The organism is Vibrio sp. OPT41, from assembly GCF_015163595.1.
Lineage (GTDB): Bacteria > Pseudomonadota > Gammaproteobacteria > Enterobacterales > Vibrionaceae > Vibrio > Vibrio alginolyticus.
This window is the reverse complement of sequence record NZ_JADDYH010000038.1, coordinates 175,545-191,503: the sequence shown is the minus strand read 5'-3', so window position 1 is coordinate 191,503 and position 15,959 is coordinate 175,545. Positions and strand designations below refer to the sequence as shown.

General features: G+C 43.8%; 14 protein-coding genes and 1 riboswitch. Of the genes, 5 read left to right on the top strand and 9 right to left on the bottom strand.

Annotated features, from left to right (window positions below):
* Window positions 1–7 precede the first annotated feature (7 nt).
* A complete protein-coding gene (locus IQP38_RS17020) occupies window positions 8–379 on the top strand; it encodes a hypothetical protein (RefSeq protein WP_017634450.1) in 372 nt (123 codons plus the stop codon).
* Between the two features lie 65 nt (window positions 380–444).
* On the opposite strand, the gene IQP38_RS17015 is transcribed toward IQP38_RS17020, so the two are convergent.
* The 4 genes from IQP38_RS17015 to nfsA all read right to left on the bottom strand — a co-directional run bounded on the left by IQP38_RS17015 (window position 445) and on the right by nfsA (window position 5,406).
* The gene (locus IQP38_RS17015) at window positions 445–2,604 is read right to left on the bottom strand and encodes a polysaccharide biosynthesis tyrosine autokinase (RefSeq protein ID WP_017634449.1); all 2,160 of its coding nucleotides are present in this window, start codon (window positions 2,602–2,604) and stop codon (window positions 445–447) included.
* Between the two features lie 29 nt (window positions 2,605–2,633).
* The gene (locus tag IQP38_RS17010) at window positions 2,634–3,074 is read right to left on the bottom strand and encodes a low molecular weight protein-tyrosine-phosphatase (protein WP_053303899.1); all 441 of its coding nucleotides are present in this window, start codon (window positions 3,072–3,074) and stop codon (window positions 2,634–2,636) included.
* 69 nt (window positions 3,075–3,143) lie between these two features.
* Entirely contained in the window at window positions 3,144–4,265 is a 1,122-nt protein-coding gene (locus tag IQP38_RS17005; RefSeq protein WP_017634447.1) for a polysaccharide export protein, read from the bottom strand.
* Between the two features lie 418 nt (window positions 4,266–4,683).
* Complete coding sequence (nfsA, locus tag IQP38_RS17000; protein WP_017634446.1) at window positions 4,684–5,406, bottom strand: oxygen-insensitive NADPH nitroreductase; 723 nt, start codon at window positions 5,404–5,406, stop codon at window positions 4,684–4,686.
* 195 nt (window positions 5,407–5,601) lie between these two features.
* Here nfsA and IQP38_RS16995 point away from each other — a divergent pair, with 195 nt between their 5' ends.
* Both IQP38_RS16995 and IQP38_RS16990 read left to right on the top strand, forming a co-directional pair.
* Window positions 5,602–6,243, top strand: a complete 642-nt coding sequence (locus tag IQP38_RS16995) for a MarC family protein (RefSeq protein WP_005374889.1) — start codon at window positions 5,602–5,604, stop codon at window positions 6,241–6,243.
* Window positions 6,244–6,433: 190 nt separating this feature from the next.
* Window positions 6,434–7,306: a patatin-like phospholipase family protein gene (locus IQP38_RS16990; protein ID WP_017634445.1), complete on the top strand. Its 873-nt coding sequence runs from the start codon at window positions 6,434–6,436 to the stop codon at window positions 7,304–7,306.
* 52 nt (window positions 7,307–7,358) lie between these two features.
* On the opposite strand, the gene gbpA is transcribed toward IQP38_RS16990, so the two are convergent.
* The 3 genes from gbpA to IQP38_RS16975 form a co-directional block, all read right to left on the bottom strand.
* A complete protein-coding gene (gene gbpA, locus IQP38_RS16985; protein WP_017634444.1) occupies window positions 7,359–8,822 on the bottom strand; it encodes an N-acetylglucosamine-binding protein GbpA in 1,464 nt (487 codons plus the stop codon).
* Window positions 8,823–8,920: 98 nt separating this feature from the next.
* Window positions 8,921–9,021, bottom strand: a riboswitch (cyclic di-GMP riboswitch).
* A 272-nt stretch (window positions 9,022–9,293) separates the two neighbouring features.
* Window positions 9,294–9,794, bottom strand: coding sequence for a fasciclin domain-containing protein (locus IQP38_RS16980; RefSeq protein ID WP_005384595.1), 501 nt, complete (start codon window positions 9,792–9,794; stop codon window positions 9,294–9,296).
* A gap of 80 nt (window positions 9,795–9,874) precedes the next feature.
* The gene (locus tag IQP38_RS16975) at window positions 9,875–11,356 is read right to left on the bottom strand and encodes a cryptochrome/deoxyribodipyrimidine photo-lyase family protein (RefSeq protein WP_065275505.1); all 1,482 of its coding nucleotides are present in this window, start codon (window positions 11,354–11,356) and stop codon (window positions 9,875–9,877) included.
* A 108-nt stretch (window positions 11,357–11,464) separates the two neighbouring features.
* Here IQP38_RS16975 and IQP38_RS16970 point away from each other — a divergent pair, with 108 nt between their 5' ends.
* Window positions 11,465–11,770: a DUF6482 family protein gene (locus IQP38_RS16970; protein WP_017634442.1), complete on the top strand. Its 306-nt coding sequence runs from the start codon at window positions 11,465–11,467 to the stop codon at window positions 11,768–11,770.
* A 68-nt stretch (window positions 11,771–11,838) separates the two neighbouring features.
* Here the strand turns inward: IQP38_RS16970 and IQP38_RS16965 are convergent, their stop codons facing one another.
* Window positions 11,839–12,819 (bottom strand): rhodanese-related sulfurtransferase, encoded by a 981-nt coding sequence (locus IQP38_RS16965; protein ID WP_017634441.1) that lies wholly within the window; start codon window positions 12,817–12,819, stop codon window positions 11,839–11,841.
* Window positions 12,820–13,279: 460 nt separating this feature from the next.
* The gene (locus IQP38_RS16960; RefSeq protein ID WP_054576582.1) at window positions 13,280–14,575 is read right to left on the bottom strand and encodes an alpha/beta fold hydrolase; all 1,296 of its coding nucleotides are present in this window, start codon (window positions 14,573–14,575) and stop codon (window positions 13,280–13,282) included.
* A gap of 210 nt (window positions 14,576–14,785) precedes the next feature.
* On the opposite strand from IQP38_RS16960, the gene IQP38_RS16955 reads away from it, so the two are divergent.
* Window positions 14,786–15,943, top strand: coding sequence for a D-alanyl-D-alanine carboxypeptidase family protein (locus IQP38_RS16955; protein ID WP_021484077.1), 1,158 nt, complete (start codon window positions 14,786–14,788; stop codon window positions 15,941–15,943).
* The last annotated feature ends 16 nt before the right edge of the window (window positions 15,944–15,959 follow it).

Genomic DNA, 15,959 nt, shown 5'->3' with positions numbered 1-15,959 from the left:
GGAGATGATGACCAACCGCACTTTTCTAACCGTTCATGGTGTCGTATATACGGTATTCGCTTTTGCGTTGTTTTTTGTACCAACCATAATGTGGCCGATGTATGGAGTACAAATTAACGACCAGTACGCGCTGTTTTTATCGCAGCATACTTCGATCTTTTTAGGTGGAATCGCAGCGGTGAGTTTGATGTTACGTAATGTGGAATCAGGGCATACTGCGAAACAGCTGTTTAAAGCATTATTGATTACTAATGGCTTAGGGGCAGTGATTACTACCTATGCCGGCATTATCGGAGTATTTGTCGGTTTTGGTTGGAGTGACCCAATATTCTTTGTCTTGCTTAGTTTGATTACGTACAAGCAATTAAGAGTGCAATAGAAAAAGCCCTGCTGTTTCTAGCAGGGCTTTGTCATATTTGGTTTAATTAGCGATCTAAATTCAAGTTATGATTCGCTTTTGTACGCGTAGTTATAGTAGCCGTATCCATAGCCGTATGAGTTAGATGCTTTTTTCTCAACTGCATTGAGAATCACACCTTTAACTTCAACGCCTGATTGCTCGAAGCGACCTTGCGCGACTTCAATCTCCTTCAAAGTCGTTTGATCAAAACGAGCGACCATCAGAGTTGTTCCTGCAAGCGCGCCAACAATGCTTGGGTCGGTAACTGCGAGTACAGGCGGCGTATCGATGATGACTAGATCGTATTGTGCAGACATCTCGTCAACAAAGCTCTTGAAGCGAGGGTGCATAAGAAGTTCTGACGGATTTGGTGGTACTTGACCACGAGTAACCACATCCAAGTTTTCAACTTGACTTGGCTTGATTGCGGTTGCTCGATCAATTTTTCCACTTAGTAAGTCAGATAACCCTTGCTCTGCTGTGAGGCCAAAACATTGCTGTAAATAACCTTTTCGCATGTCAGCATCCACCAAAAGGACTTTTTGACCCGTTTTAGCCGCAACTGCAGCAAAGTTAGTTGATACGAACGTCTTACCTATGGAAGGCGCTGGGCCTGAAATCATTAAGACATTGTTTTTGGCTTCCAACATTGCGAAGTGTAAGCTGGTTCGAAGTCCACGTAGTGCTTCAATTGATAGATCTGCTGGATTGGCATTTGCTAAAAGAAGTAAGTCTTTGTTGTTTTTACGTTTTAGCTTGTTCGCAACTTCCAATTGTTGTGCTGATTTTGGAACACTTGCATATACAGATATTCCAGTTTGCTCAATTTCATCAGGAGAAGTCACTCCACGATGAAACGCGGTTTTTACCAGAACAAATGCGACAGCTACCATGCCTCCTAGAAGAGTAGCCAAAACTACAATCAAAGGTTTTTTCGGTTTAATAGGAATTGCGTAAGATTGTGCGTTGTCAATAATACGCACATTACCTACGGTGCCAGCTTTTATGATATTTAGCTCTTGAACTTTATTCAAAAGTTGGATGTAGATTTGCTGGTTTACTTCGACATCACGAGTCATACGCAAGACTTCGCGCTGTGTTTTTGGCAGTTTTTGAACTTGTTTGTTAAGACGCTCTTTCTCTTGTAGTAATGTCTGACGTTTGTCTAACAGCGATTTATAAGCTGGGTGGTCTTGGGTGAATTTTTGACTGATTTCACTTTCTTTAAATGTTAGCTCATTAAGTTGGGCTTCAAGTGCCACCATCACTTTTAGAGTAGATTGTGCTTCGAGATTTAAATCGATAGATTCGTTTTCTTGTCTAAAACTGTTCAATGTATCTTCTGAAATAGTTAGCTTGTCCTTAATCTCGGGTAAATGACCTTTAAGGAAGTTGAGGCTCTGCTCAGCTTCAGCTGAGTTTCTTCTAACATTCTGCAAAAAATAGTTTTGAACAACATCATTTAAAACAAGCTGATTGTGGTCTGGGTATTCACCTTCAATACTTAGAGATACAATACCTGTTTGGCTACCTCTCTCTGAAATAGAAAGTTGTGAGGCTAACTTGTGGATAGCATCTAACTTGCTTATTTTACTTATTGTAAAAGTATCTTCATTTTGAGCATTGAGCTGGTTCACTTTTACACGATAGCCATTCATCTCAATTAGTTGACCAACTGAACCAGAAAGTACCATTTGGTCTTCAAGCATCAAGCTGAATTGACCTTTCTCGATGTCTGTAGCAATCAGTTGATGAGATAATCCTTTAGCCGTTCGAGGTACTTCAAACGTGGTCAAAGAAATGTAGTTTTGAGTACCGTTGATTCGTGCTAGACCTTTACCAACAAAAGGTAAGTAATCAGGAGTGGCAATGGTTGTTAAGTTAAACTTATCAACGGTATCGCCAAGAATCATTCTCGATTTAATTATTTCAATCTCTGTAGTTGCAGATGATTCGGCAGAAAAGAGTTCTCCCATGTCACCGACCATCGCCGAAATACCACCTGAACTTTTCTTTTCGATTTGTATTAACGCGTCGGCTTTGTAAATCGGAGTTGATAGCAACGCGACCGCGATACCTAATGTTGCAAAAAAGAGTGTAATACTGATGATAAACCATTTCGCGTCTATCAATATGCCGAAGAGCTTGCCTAGGTCGATCTCATCATCAGCAAGAGCAGATGGTTGTATTGTTTGGTTAGCCATTATTTTTTATTTCGCCAAGTGATCTGAATTTATATTTTTTTTGCCCATGCATGAGCAGCATTTTCAATCAGAGATAATGCATGCTCAAAGGCTTCTCTACTCTGTCTGTATGGATCTGGAATATCCACGGAACCTATCCAGTGACCAAATAACATTGTTTTACCTCTAGCCTCTGGTACCAGCTCCGTCAAAGCATCGATATGACCTTGTTCCATCACCAATATTAGGTCTTGTTTTGCGCACAACTTAGCGGTTAGCTGCTGCGCTTTGTGGTCTAGCAGGTAGATACCACGTTCTGACGCGACAAGTCTGGCGGTTTCATCTGCTGGCTTTCCGGTTAGGCGACTTTTTTCTACGGCAATACCCGCCGAAGAAATCTGTTTATCTGGGAGTAGTTGCTGTAGTAACCGCTCTCCTGTGGGAGAGCGACAAATATTACCTACACACACGACAAGAATGTTCGAAAACATGTTTTGCTCCTTATAGACAACGTTTGAATGACTTGTTTATGTTCAAACAAGCCCTTCAGAATGCTTTTTCTATGGCCAAGTCCTGACTCGAAGGACGCCTTCTGTAAGTTCATTGAAGCCTGAGATGGTAGGTACTAGTTGTGCAATAACGCGATTCCAACGACTGATAGGCGCCGCAGTGACATAAACGATGTCATACGGTTTCAGAGCAAATTCAGTACCAATAACGAGCGCTGCCGCATCGGAGACATCAAGTTGATATATGTCGCCCAGTGAACCTGCGTCTTGTGACCTCCTAATTACGAATACACCTGTCGCATCCGCTGATATCTGATTAATACCGCCAACGTTGCTCAGAGCTTCCGTAAGGCTCATGCCAGCGCGATCTATTTTCAGTAGTTTAGGATCGTTAACTTCACCCATAACGAAAACCTTTTGTGAATCATTTCTTGGCACATGGATGATATCACCTGGTTGAAGTAGCCTATTTTCAGTGAGGTCGCCTTCTTGCATCAGCGCATAAAGAGATATGTTTTCAACTATGCCGTTTCTTGTCAGTGTTACATTTTTCCAGTCGGCGTTTTCGGCTAATCCACCTGCACGGTTAATTGCATCTAACAAGGTGAGTGGGATGTTGGTGATTGGTTGTTGTCCAGGATTACTTACTTCACCAGTAATGTAGGATTTTTTCGAACGAAAAGCTGCTACGCTGACATCCACTTGAGGACTTTCTATGTACTTTGCTAATCGGCGAGAAATATCAGCACGAATTTGACGAACGTTTTTACCCGCAACTTCAACAATACCTATATATGGATAGAAGATAGTGCCATCAGCATGTACCCAGTTCCCCGCTTCAGCAGAGCTGCGATAAGAACCAGCAGGAATAGTTAGTTCTGGGTGATCCCAAATAGTAATGTTTAGTATATCTCCAGGGCCAACCTCATACTCATAAGAGCTAAGTTGGCGATCTAGTTCAGGGTTGGATTTGGCTTCTATCCCCAAAATTTTAAGTTGAGATACTTTATCAAGTGTAAGTGGAAAAACATTGAAATCAGAAGTGCGACTAACATTGCTGTCTTCGACGAAGTTTTTTCCATCTGTGGAAAGGTGACTACCGGGTACAGTACATCCAGAAAGAAGTACTGAGGAAAGCACTAAACTAGCTAGCTTTTTATGTTTGAAATTCATGTTTTTTCATTCATCTGACGTAAAGAGCGAGTTGCTGGTAGCAACATTCTTTTCCAGAAAAGACTTCACAACATAACCTTATAAGCACCACCTTCTTCTATTTATAAAGTGCTCAATAAGGGATTGATTGCATCTGGAGGCATGAACTCTAATGAATTTCAATGGTTAGAGCAATAGACAGTAATGCAGCAAGTGTCCAAATAAATATCGTATTTTTATGTTTTCACTTACAAGATTTCATATTGCGGATAAAAAACTTGTTCAATTAGCTCAAATTTTGTTTATTAGCTCTATATGTAGTGTTTTCTTTCTAAAATACAACCAAGAAAGTCTACCGACTAATTATCTCGTTGTATTAAATAGGATTATTAAAAATGTGACTCATGTCTCTTTTTTGTTTTGTTGTCTTTCGACATGGTCACTTCTTCGCTAACCCCTTCCCATTCAAATACGGAAGGATGTGCGGACGTGATTCGCCAGCCAGTTTACTGGTGACTTCTTGTGACCAAGTACTCTGTTTTTGATTGCTCGAACGGTTTGCATAGTAGTTTTGCATAGTTTGGTCATACGTCTGAATATCATCCAAGCTTAGGTCTTGATACTGATTTTCATGCACCACGACATGCTTAGGTAGGCGAGGTTTTACTTCAGGGGCTTGATCTGGATGACCAAGACACATACCAAATAAAATGGCGGTATTTTTAGGTAAACCTAATAATTCGTCTACTTTTGGGGCATTGTTTCGTAAACCACCAATATACACGCCTCCTAGTCCCATCGACTCCGCCGCAAGCAAGCAATTTTGTGCCATGATCCCCGAGTCTACAGCGCCTATTAGTGTTAACTCGGTAAAATCAGCTTGAATATCTGGGTTGATACTGGCATGGCGCTGGTAATCAATACAAAACACCAAAAACTCAGCCGCGCTTTCAACGTACCCTTGATTTCCGGCATATTGAGCTAATAGTGTACGTTTTTCTTTGTCGGTCACGCGGATAATTGAAACGACTTGCAACATGCTTGATGAGGACGCCGCAAGGCCGGCTTGAAGAATGGCATCTAATTGTTCGCTCTCAATCGGTTGTGAGGTGAATTTTCGAATTGAGCGGTGATTGAGAATTGTTTGAATCGTGCTGTTCATGGTGACTTAACATCCCCTGTTACGTGTAAAGGCTGAAGACTCACCTTAGCGACATTTGATGAGTCGGTAAACTATCTCAAAAGAAAAACAATGCTTGGCGCATAAGTGTGAAGGCGAATCGAGAATACACCACTCTTTCTGTTTGAGAGCGTATATACTGTTTTTAGAATCAATAATTTAAATGCAGTGGAAAATATGAAAGAACTCATTGTTCATACAGTTACGGTGTTTATGGGCTTCTTTGCCATCATGAACCCTATCGCCAATATCCCCATCTTTTTGAGTTTAACTGCTGATGAAGATAAAGAAACCATCCGTTCCATTGCGCTCCGCTCAGTCTTTATTGCATTTATTATCATCGCGATATTTTCTATTGCCGGTAAGTTAATTTTTGATTTGTTTGGTATCACGCTTTATGCATTGCGAATAACAGGCGGTATTTTGGTGTTTTTGATAGGTTTTAACATGCTTCAAGGTGATTCGACGCATCAGAAAACCAAAGAGAAGGCGTATTCACCAGCTCAGCAACGGGCGGCATTGAGTATTGCAGTGTCTCCATTGGCGATGCCAATATTAGCTGGGCCCGGAACGATTGCTACCGCGATGAACTTTGCGACAGCGGGTGGTTTCGATCAAACCATTATTACTATCGTTTCTTTCGCTGTCCTTTGTGTGATCACCTATGTACTGTTTTTGTTTGGAGACAAATTGGTCAAAGCGGTTGGACCAAGTGCTCTAAATGTTGTGACTAAAATGATGGGCTTAATTCTAGCGGTTATTGGTACTCAAATGTTTATTGATGGCGCGGGCGAAGCCTATAAAACGGTTTTCTCCTAGATTTCTCTTAGACCTTGCCACCTTGGTTAAGCCCGCAATTACATTTCTAACGGGTACGGATTTTTTGAACTTTAGTTTTCATTTTCTAAGAGAGAAATAAATAGACTTCACCTATTTCAATAATAAGAATATTCAATTGTTGTGATTGCACGAATTTCATTACTCTTTTGGCAAGGAGAATGGGGGAAATATGGCAACAAAAGCAATTGTAGTAGAAGGTGGCGCGATGCGAGGCGTCTTCGCAAGCGGAGTGTTAGATGCGTTTTTAGAGCAGAGTTATAAACCGTTTGATTTTGCAATCGGTGTATCTGCTGGTGCATCAAATTTGATTGGGTATTTGACCGACTACCCGCATCGCAGTATTAACGTCATTACTAAGCTGGCCACAAGCAAACGCTTTTTTGACCCGACTCGCTTCGTTAAAGGTGGGGACCTCATCGATGTGAAGTGGTTGTTTGAAGAATCTAATCGCTTGTATCCCGTCGATGAAAATAAACTGTTTAATGGCGTTCCTTTTCTCGCAGCGACAACAAATGTAGATACAGGGCAGGCAGATTACTATCGCGTGACACGTGATAATTTTCACCATGCGATTGAAGCGACAACAGCATTACCGATTGCCTACAAGCATACCCCTTGTTTTTCTGGTGGTTGTTATACCGATGGTGGGGTCGCTGATTCTATCCCAGTGCGTGAAGCTTATCGTCGAGGGGCTCGCGACATAACCGTAGTACTCTCTCACCCGCTGAATTATGCCAAAAAGCCAGTTAAGACCACATGGCTGATGAAGAAACTGTTTGCGGAGCACCCCAAAATGGCGGATGCGATGTTAAGACGTGCAGATAACTATAATCAATCATTAGAGTTTATTCGTAACCCTCCACCAGGAACACATGTTAGGGTAATTGCCCCACCAGATAATTTTCATGTTCAGCGCTTATCAATGCGACAATCCGTTTTACTAGAAGGGTATGAAATGGGACTGATTGAGGGGCGAGCGCATCTCACTAGTTTATCTGGTGTTCATGGTTTAGACCGGGAAAATTGTCATTTTTGCGTTTGATTATAAAAGAGCCTCATAGTGAGACTCTTTTGCATAACGTTCAAAGGGTGATTTAGTTGACTTTATCCCAAGCCATCTCCCAGTGTGAACCTATTCCAGGCTCGTAATGGTTTGCGCTTTCTTTCCACTGCATACAGTAACCAGAGTATGGGAAAGGTTTACATTGATAAATGCCCCCGTCGCTGGCAAGCACTTTTGTGCCCGCCGTGTAGCTAGATAGTCCTTCAGGGAAGACAAAATCGTACTCATCAGATGGTGGTGGGGTAACTGACTCTTCTTTTAAGTGAAAGTCGAGTGTTTGCTGATCCACCAAGTTGCCATCTTTATCCTTAATACGTGTTACGAGCATATGGTGACCCGGCTCCGATTTACTTAAAGCGAGCGATATCGCCTCTACCGAGCCGTCTTTCATTTCGTTTGCCCAACTTGCAAGTGGTTCGCGATGGTGATTGTAAACGGTGAGTTCTGCATTTAAATCGCCTTCAGCAGTTAGTGTCAGATCCAACGTTGTCGGTGTTGACTCAATGATATACTCGTCTGCTAAGCCATCTACTGTGAGTGAGTATTCTGGAACAGGAGTTTCAATGTTATAGCCGATCTCTACTCGCTCAAGGCCGCTATTTGCTTGCAGATACACCGGATTAGTACCATAAACAGGAGTGAATTTATCCTCTGCATACTGCCCGGCTTGCAGTTTTGCTTGTTCTTGGTTTAGCTTAGTCGCGAGTGCGTAAGACCAGTTTTTCGCTTGGCCCATTGCTGCATCGGTAATTTCTAGTTCAGTTCTATACGCCACGTTTTCACCTGCTTGATCAAATACGCGTGTATAAACCGAATCCCCAATATTTAAATCCATTGTAGGAATAATTTGACCGCCTTGCTTCCAATCTGGAATAACGGGACTGCCACCATCAAATTTCACATCGATCACGTTATAAAATGAGGCTGCAGTGTCGCCAACATCCCATACTGCCAGGATGACATGGTATCCCTCGCGAGTAGGCACATTACATTGATGGCTTACCTGTTTCGGGGGTTGAACCATATTGCCGTCGACGACACAGAAAGGAGTTAGATCAAAAGAGTCTCGTGATAGTGAAGCGTTTGGGTTCCAATCAGGCTTGGTGATGTAATATTTCCAGTCGCGCGTCACGTGGTTAGCGGTAAATGTCCATTCAAAAGTTTGTGTACCTGCTTGAATAGGGCGTTTTACCCAACGGTCGGCAGTTTGCTCATCAAGGGCAGCTGCTAAAGCGGTTTCGGCACTCGCTATTTTACCATCGCGAGGCCCTGTTTCGGGAAAGCCATCAGGGCCTTCAACGCTTTGCGGTTCATATTGAATCGCACCGCAGTTATTATTTTTTTCGTTAGTATCTGGCGATGGATACTTACATAGTGCCGAGCGACTTGCAGCGACACCACCATTGGTTTCTGATACATAACCGTGAGCCGCAGCACCTGAGCTAATGCTTGCAAGTGCTAACGCGAGTACGGATTTGGTTGGAAATGATTTCATCACATGTCCTCTGTTATGACTGACAAACTAATGTCACACCCCGGCGCATGCTGAGCATAAAGCAACGCTACAGAAATTGGACTTCTGTAACACTGAGTCATGGTAACCCCGCTATCATGAGCATTCTTTTAGATTTTTAAATGCTGACAGACCGGAAGCTTTGCGTCCCACCCTTTCGAATGGTTTGCCGAAATGTGATTGAGCAGCCAAAATTTAGCTTAAGAATTTACATGTGGAAAAGTAAACGTCACTGACATGGAATCCTGTTCTCAAATTGAAAGATAACGATATCTTAACCTCGTCAATATTATGCAGTATCGTATTGCAAGATATTGATTTTAATTTTGTTTTTATCTTATTAATAATCATGGAGAATGAGTGGAGGTTTGTTGGGGATAAATGGAGAGGAATCGTGCTAAGGGTGGAAGAAGTTCTGTCTAAAGGGCGGAGTGTACCGCCCTCTGGATGGTGTTATTTCGGCATTATGACAGTATCAATCACGTGAATGACACCGTTTTTAGCTTTCACATCGGTTGCGATGACATTTGCATCGTTAACCATGACTTTATCGCCCATGGTTTTAATCATCACATCTTGCCCCTGAACCGTAGTCGCTTTGTCTAGCTTAACAACATCGGCAGCCATCACTTTCCCTGGGACGACGTGATAAGTCAAAACAGATACTAACTTGTCTTTGTTTTCCGGCATTAAGAGCATGTCGACTGTGCCGTCTGGCAGTTTTGCAAAAGCGTCATCCGTTGGTGCAAAAACAGTAAATGGGCCTTCCCCTTTGAGAGTGTCAACCAGGCCCGCTGCTTTCACCGCAGCAACAAGCGTATTGAAAGAGCCGTTTTCAGCGGCAACGTCGACAATATCGGCTTTCATCATGCCATGCTCATGAGCCTTGACGGGAAGCATAAAAGATAATGTCGCCATCAGTGTAGCCGCGATAACTAAGATACGTTTGAACATAGTGTGTTCCTTACTAGTTGAGGGTACAACGGGTTCCCTGGAGTGTGTTTGCATTTGTACGCATTGTCATTGAAAGATGATCATCGCGTCCTACTTTCTTTTGAGGGTCTAACATGTCGCGCAAGAATTCGTCTGCCTTCTTGTTTCACATCGGCTCGTTTCCGCCACGTCCATAAGCGCTCTCTTGCTGCCTTAGCTGCGTTGTCTGGTGCGATAATAGGTGCAAGGTAACGGCTATCTGGCTGCAATTGATACATGACAGCTTCCATTTGGGTCATTGTCCAGGGCTCGAATAAAAGAGGGGGAGGAACCATTTGTAACTCAGGTACCCACTTGTAGATGAACGTACCGTTAGGATCATGTTCTTGGGCTTGCTTGATCGGATTATAAATACGGATTGTGTTAGTCCCGGTTACTCCTGCTTGCATTTGGAATTGTGGGTAATGAATTCCGGGCTCAAAGTCGAGAAACAGTTGCGCTAAATGCGTTACACCTACTCGCCAATTCATGTTCATGTGGTGAGTAAGAAAGCTAACCAGCATGGCACGCATGCGAAAGTTAATGTAACCAGTGTGGTGCAAACAGCGCATGCAGGCATCAATCAAAGGTACGCCAGTATGCCCGGATTTCCATGCTGCTAACTTTTCTTCATCGAAAGTACTACTTTGTTTAATCAATGGTTCGTAAGCCCGATTAACGCAGTAAAACTCCATGTCGTATTCCGATTCGAATTTTTGGATGAAGTGACAGTGCCAATGAAGCCGTGAAGACAATGCAATTAAGCTGCGACGAAACCCAGCGACTTGCCAGTGTTTCAAAAGGTATTGATACACTTCACGCAAGGATATGTTACCCCAAGCGAGATATGGAGAAAGTCGAGTACAGGCTGTGCGTGAGGCTGTGGGACTAGAAATGCTTCGATAGTAATCACGACCTCGACGATGAAAAAAGTCCTCTAGTGTTTTCCAAGCGAGCCGGCTTCCTCCCGTTTGCATTCCTTTGCATTTTGATAGCCAGGATGATGGTGGCGAAAACGAACAGCCGAGAGCTTCTGCATCCAATGAATGCAATAAGTCGGTTTGGAGCTCAATAGGGCTTATTGAGGCTCTCATGACAGAGTCCCAATGTTTGTCCCAACCTTGCCGGTTTATTGCACCTCTGATTACAGCACCGTGTTCGAATTCAAACCAGTCGATGTTATGCTCATACAGCCAAGCGGCAACTTGTCGGTCTCGTTCAAAGGTGCAGTTGAGTCCTATTTCTTGGTGAGAAAAAACAGCGTTGATTTGATATTGCGCTTGAATTGATTGGAAACATGCTAAGGCATCGTCAAACAGCACCGTGATTCGATGCCCATACGCTTTGAGCGTCTCATCCATGTCTTGCAGTGATTGCCAAACAAATCGCCAGTGGCGCTCAGAATAGTGTGGGTTGTTCAATAGCAATGGTTCAACAATATACAAAAGCACAGTTGGGTGCTTTGTTGATAATGCTTGAGTTAGTGGTTGATGGTCAGTCAGCCTTAAATCTCGCTTTAACCACACGACATTGATTGTTTGCATCGGAATCCTCTTTGTTTCCGATGTTGTACGCAAGTAAACCGAAGAAATCTCATCCAATGATCGGTTTTATTCCACAAAACGTAGAGGTAACTTTTAGGGAGGTGACACATGGCAATAGCATTGAGTAAGTTACAAAAATACTTCTATGTGGACAAATTGGTCATTCATTCGCTTGATCTCGCATTGTATCAGGCATCTGTTGTGATTGATGGAGAAGCGCAATTTATCACTGATGACAACGGTATCTTTTTGAGGGCTCATTCCCTGATCGAGATGCAAAAGAAGTGCAGGAATATCAAAGCAAATAAGCAGGTTTTAGTGCATCAAAGTGCTTATGATGAAATGGTGGGGCTACCCGAAGGTAAAAGAGACAATCAACTAGAGGTATTGGTGAGGGATACAAAATTGTATTGAAAGAGTATTGGTGCGCAGTAAAAGCGAGCCACCTTACGGCAGCTCGCTAAATATAAGGAGAGTTAGGCTTAGTCTTGTTTACGCTGCGCTTCTTTTTGCGCGTACTTAGCGGCACGTCGGGCTTCTCTTTGCTTGGCACTTTCACCACCAACATGCTGCTCGCCTCGCTGCTCTGCAAGAACAATTTGTTTTTCACGCTCGCGGAATCGAGCAATTTGTTCTTCTGAGTGTGTGCCGTGACATTTTGGACAGCTCACGCCTTGCTCGAACAATTCTGACTGTTTGTCTTCTTCAGTGATCGGTAGACGACAAGCGTTACATAAATCGTAATCTGCTTTTTCTAGCTGGTGGTTCACTGCAACACGCCCGTCAAATACGTAACAATCGCCTTCCCACATGCTCTCTTCTTGAGGAACTTCTTCAAGATATTTAAGAATGCCGCCTTCTAGGTGGTAGACCTCATCAAAGCCCTGTTCTTTCATGTAAGCCGTTGATTTTTCGCAGCGGATACCACCGGTACAGAACATCGCAACTTTCTTGTGTTTTGCCGGGTCCATGTTTTCTTTTACATAGTCTGGGAATTCACGAAAGGTTTCAGTATTTGGGTTTACAGCGCCTTTGAATGTCCCGATCTCGATTTCGTAATCATTACGTGTATCGACAACAAACACTTCAGGATCAGCAATAAGATCGTTCCACTCTTGAGGTTTCACGTAAGTACCCACTACGTGGCGAGGGTCTATACCTTCAACACCTAATGTTACGATCTCTTTTTTCAGTTTCACTTTGGTGCGATTGAATGGCTGGGTCTCAGAATACGACTCTTTGTATACGGTGCCAGTCAAACGAGGTTCGTTGTTTAGCCACTCCAGTAGCGTATCAATACCTGCACGATCAGATGCAACAGTACCGTTGATACCTTCACTTGCCAGTAGTAATGTTCCGCGAATATGGTGTTTTTCCATCAACGCAAGTAATGGCTCGCGTAGCTCTTGATAGTTATTCAGCTCAACAAACTTGTACAGCGCACAAACTACATACTGACTCATGAGGTTTCCTTTAAAAATACAGGTGGTCAACGACCTTAAAATTTTAGCGGCACGAAGTATACCTGACTAAACTAGTCGGAAATACGGACAAATTATACGGATATTATGAGTAGGCGGGGCCTGGCGGTCTTTGATAGGGGGAGCATGTCCGCAGGTGAAGCCGCTATGTGTTCAAATTATAAGCATTAATTATAGTGGGTTAGGTAGGTTGGAGCCGATACTTTTGGTTTAAATTTATGCTGTTTTGGGCCCTTCAAAAAAGTTAGGCGCAAGAAGCACCAAGTAATCACCGGAGTCATTGACAAGGAAAGGACATGTCGCAGTTTTATACATGAGGTGGTGAGGGATAAAGGTTTAGGGACAAAGAGTGAATGACTGATCGCCATTGTTCATAAACCGCTATAAAACAAACGCCTTTTCACCACATACTGAAAAGGCGTTTTTCTAACGTCTGCCGTGCTTATTTCAACGTAGCTGCGGTCTGTTTGCCCATGGCTATGAGCCTGTCGAGAATACGTTCACCGTCGGCACGTAAACCGTTGTGCTCATACTCATTGGTGATCCACGCTTTTGAGTTTGGTATTAACGCGAGCGTCTCTCGGCTGATATCCATTTCAACAAACATATCATCGGCGTAAACGGCGCAACTGACAGGCACTTTGTTCTGAGCCAGTTGTGTTTGATCGTACAGCGCAGTCCAATCTTCTTTCGCTGCCAATATTTCTGCGGTGTCTTTTAGTGGCTTGAGGTTAACGTATTGGTCGAACATCCATGGGAAGACCATTTCCCCCGTGAAGTAAAATGGCTTGCCAGATTCATAATTAAACTCTGATCGGGTTTGGCGAACGCGGTGCGCACTCCAATTCGACGCGAAGCTTTGGCAGTAAATCGATTCATGTAAAATGGCGTAGATCGGGTTGGTTTGGAAGTTTTGCTGCGCCAACATATCGTTTAAGAACTCATAACGAAGTTGTGGTTTGCCGTTCACTTCAATCAACGCGCTTTCTAGCCAATAGTAAGTTGGTAAGAAAGTATCACTCACACCAAAGTTGATGCCGATTTGTTGAAATTGTTCCACCGTGAAGCGTTGACCATTTGGTAGGTACTCTTCATTTTCTAGCAAGTGATTCGCAATGTTTTGGCAAAGTTGCTGTGCATTGGGAAATTGTTGGAAGAACGCTTGGTTTTTCTCCATGGTGCGTTTGAAAGTGGCTTCATACACATCGTCGGCATGACGCGAGACTGATGGCACGCCACCTGTGATGTAGCTTTGTAGCAAGCTGTCTGGGAACAAAGACAAATAGGTGAGGGAGCAAAAACCACCAAAGCTTTGACCTAAGATCGCCCATTTTTCGACGCCAAATTGCTCACGAATGTATTCCGCGTCGCGCACGATGTTATCCGCTCGGAAGTGGCTCAAGTAGTCTGCTTGTTGCTCTGGCGTGAGGTGAGCAAGCGTCTGGTGATTAATTACGCTGCTGTTGCCCGTACCGCGCTGGTCGAGAAGTAAAACTCGGTACTCTTGCAGGGCGCGTTTTACCCAGCCGTTATTGCCGTTTTGACGTGGAGAAGGAAAGCCAGGCCCGCCCTGAAAGTAAACCAACCAAGGTTTGGTCGATTCTTCATCGCCAACTAGGCAAACCGCACGGGCGAAGACTTCAATGGTGCCTTTGCTTGCGTCTTGGTAATCCAGAGGAACGGTAAAACTGTGGGGAGTGTAATGCAATCCTGCGTCGATAAATGATTGAGCGTTCATTGTTATCTTTATTTCCTTATTGAGGGGTAGCGCTACTTTACTGCGAATGGCGCGAAGAACCAATGCTATTTCCCAATTGCCTCTTCAGTTCTATACCTTGGTCAAATCAATGTAAGTTCAAGAAAATGAAACGATTAGCGACTGGTGCAACTGGTTGAGTGAGCTATGCTCAATAGAGTTGCGACAAAGTAAGAGCATGGAGGAAGTCGGATGAAAGTGTCACTGGCTCGATGGACAATTGTGACTTGTTTAATAAGCGTACCTACTTTTGCCGTTGTTACGCCCAACCCACCTCAGTTACAGGCAAAAGGCTACGTATTAATGGACTTTCAATCCGGTGCCATTATTGCCGAGCATAACGGGCGAGCAGGCCTTGCTCCGGCGAGTTTAACCAAGTTGATGACCGCTTATGTAGTTGGACAAGAAATCAAAGCGGGGCGTTTGAAATGGGATGATGTGGTCACCGTGAGTGAAAACGCGTGGTCGGCCAAGTTTCCCGGTTCTTCTAAAATGTTCATCAAACCGAAAGATGAAATTAGCGTTGCGAACTTAATGCGCGGCGTGATCATCCAATCAGGAAATGACGCATGCGTTGCACTGGCTGAGCACGTTGCAGGCAGTGAACGCGGCTTTGTCGCCTTGATGAACGGTTGGGCGGAGAAATTAGGACTGCAAGACACCTATTTTGTGAACTCCCATGGTCTTGATAGTGATGGCATCCAAACCTCACCAACCGATATGGCAAAACTCATGCAGTCGATCATCAGCGATGTTCCCGATGTGTATGCGCTATACAGCGAGAAAGTCTTCAAGTGGAACGACATTACGCAGTACAACCGCAATAAGTTGTTGTGGGACAATTCCATTGATGTCGACGGGGGTAAAACCGGCTACACCAGCAATGCCGGATACAGCTTGGTGAGCTCGGCCAAAGAAGGAAGAATGCGCCTTATCTCGGTGGTGATGGGCACGCCAAGTAAACAGGCTCGGATCAGCCAATCGAAGAATCTACTCAGCTATGGTTTTCGTTTTTATGACACCAAGCAAGTTGCTAAGCAGGGCCAAGTTGAGTCTAAAGTTCGCGTTTGGAAGGGTAATGCCAATCAAGTTGAGGCGATCTTCGCTAAAGATGCCTATCTCACTCTGCCTCGTTCAATGACGGCTGGGCTTGATAAGAGTGTGGTGTTAAATGAACCATTGATTGCACCGATAGCGCAAGGGGATGAGATTGGTAAGGTCGTTTGGAAAAGCGATGACAGTACCGTGGCGAGTTATCCCTTGGTCAGCAGCCAAGCGGTAGAAGAGGGCTCGTGGTTCGGTCAGCTTTGGGACAGTCTGGTGCTGTGGGTGAAATCGTTCTTTAACTAGAATAAAAACGAGCAGA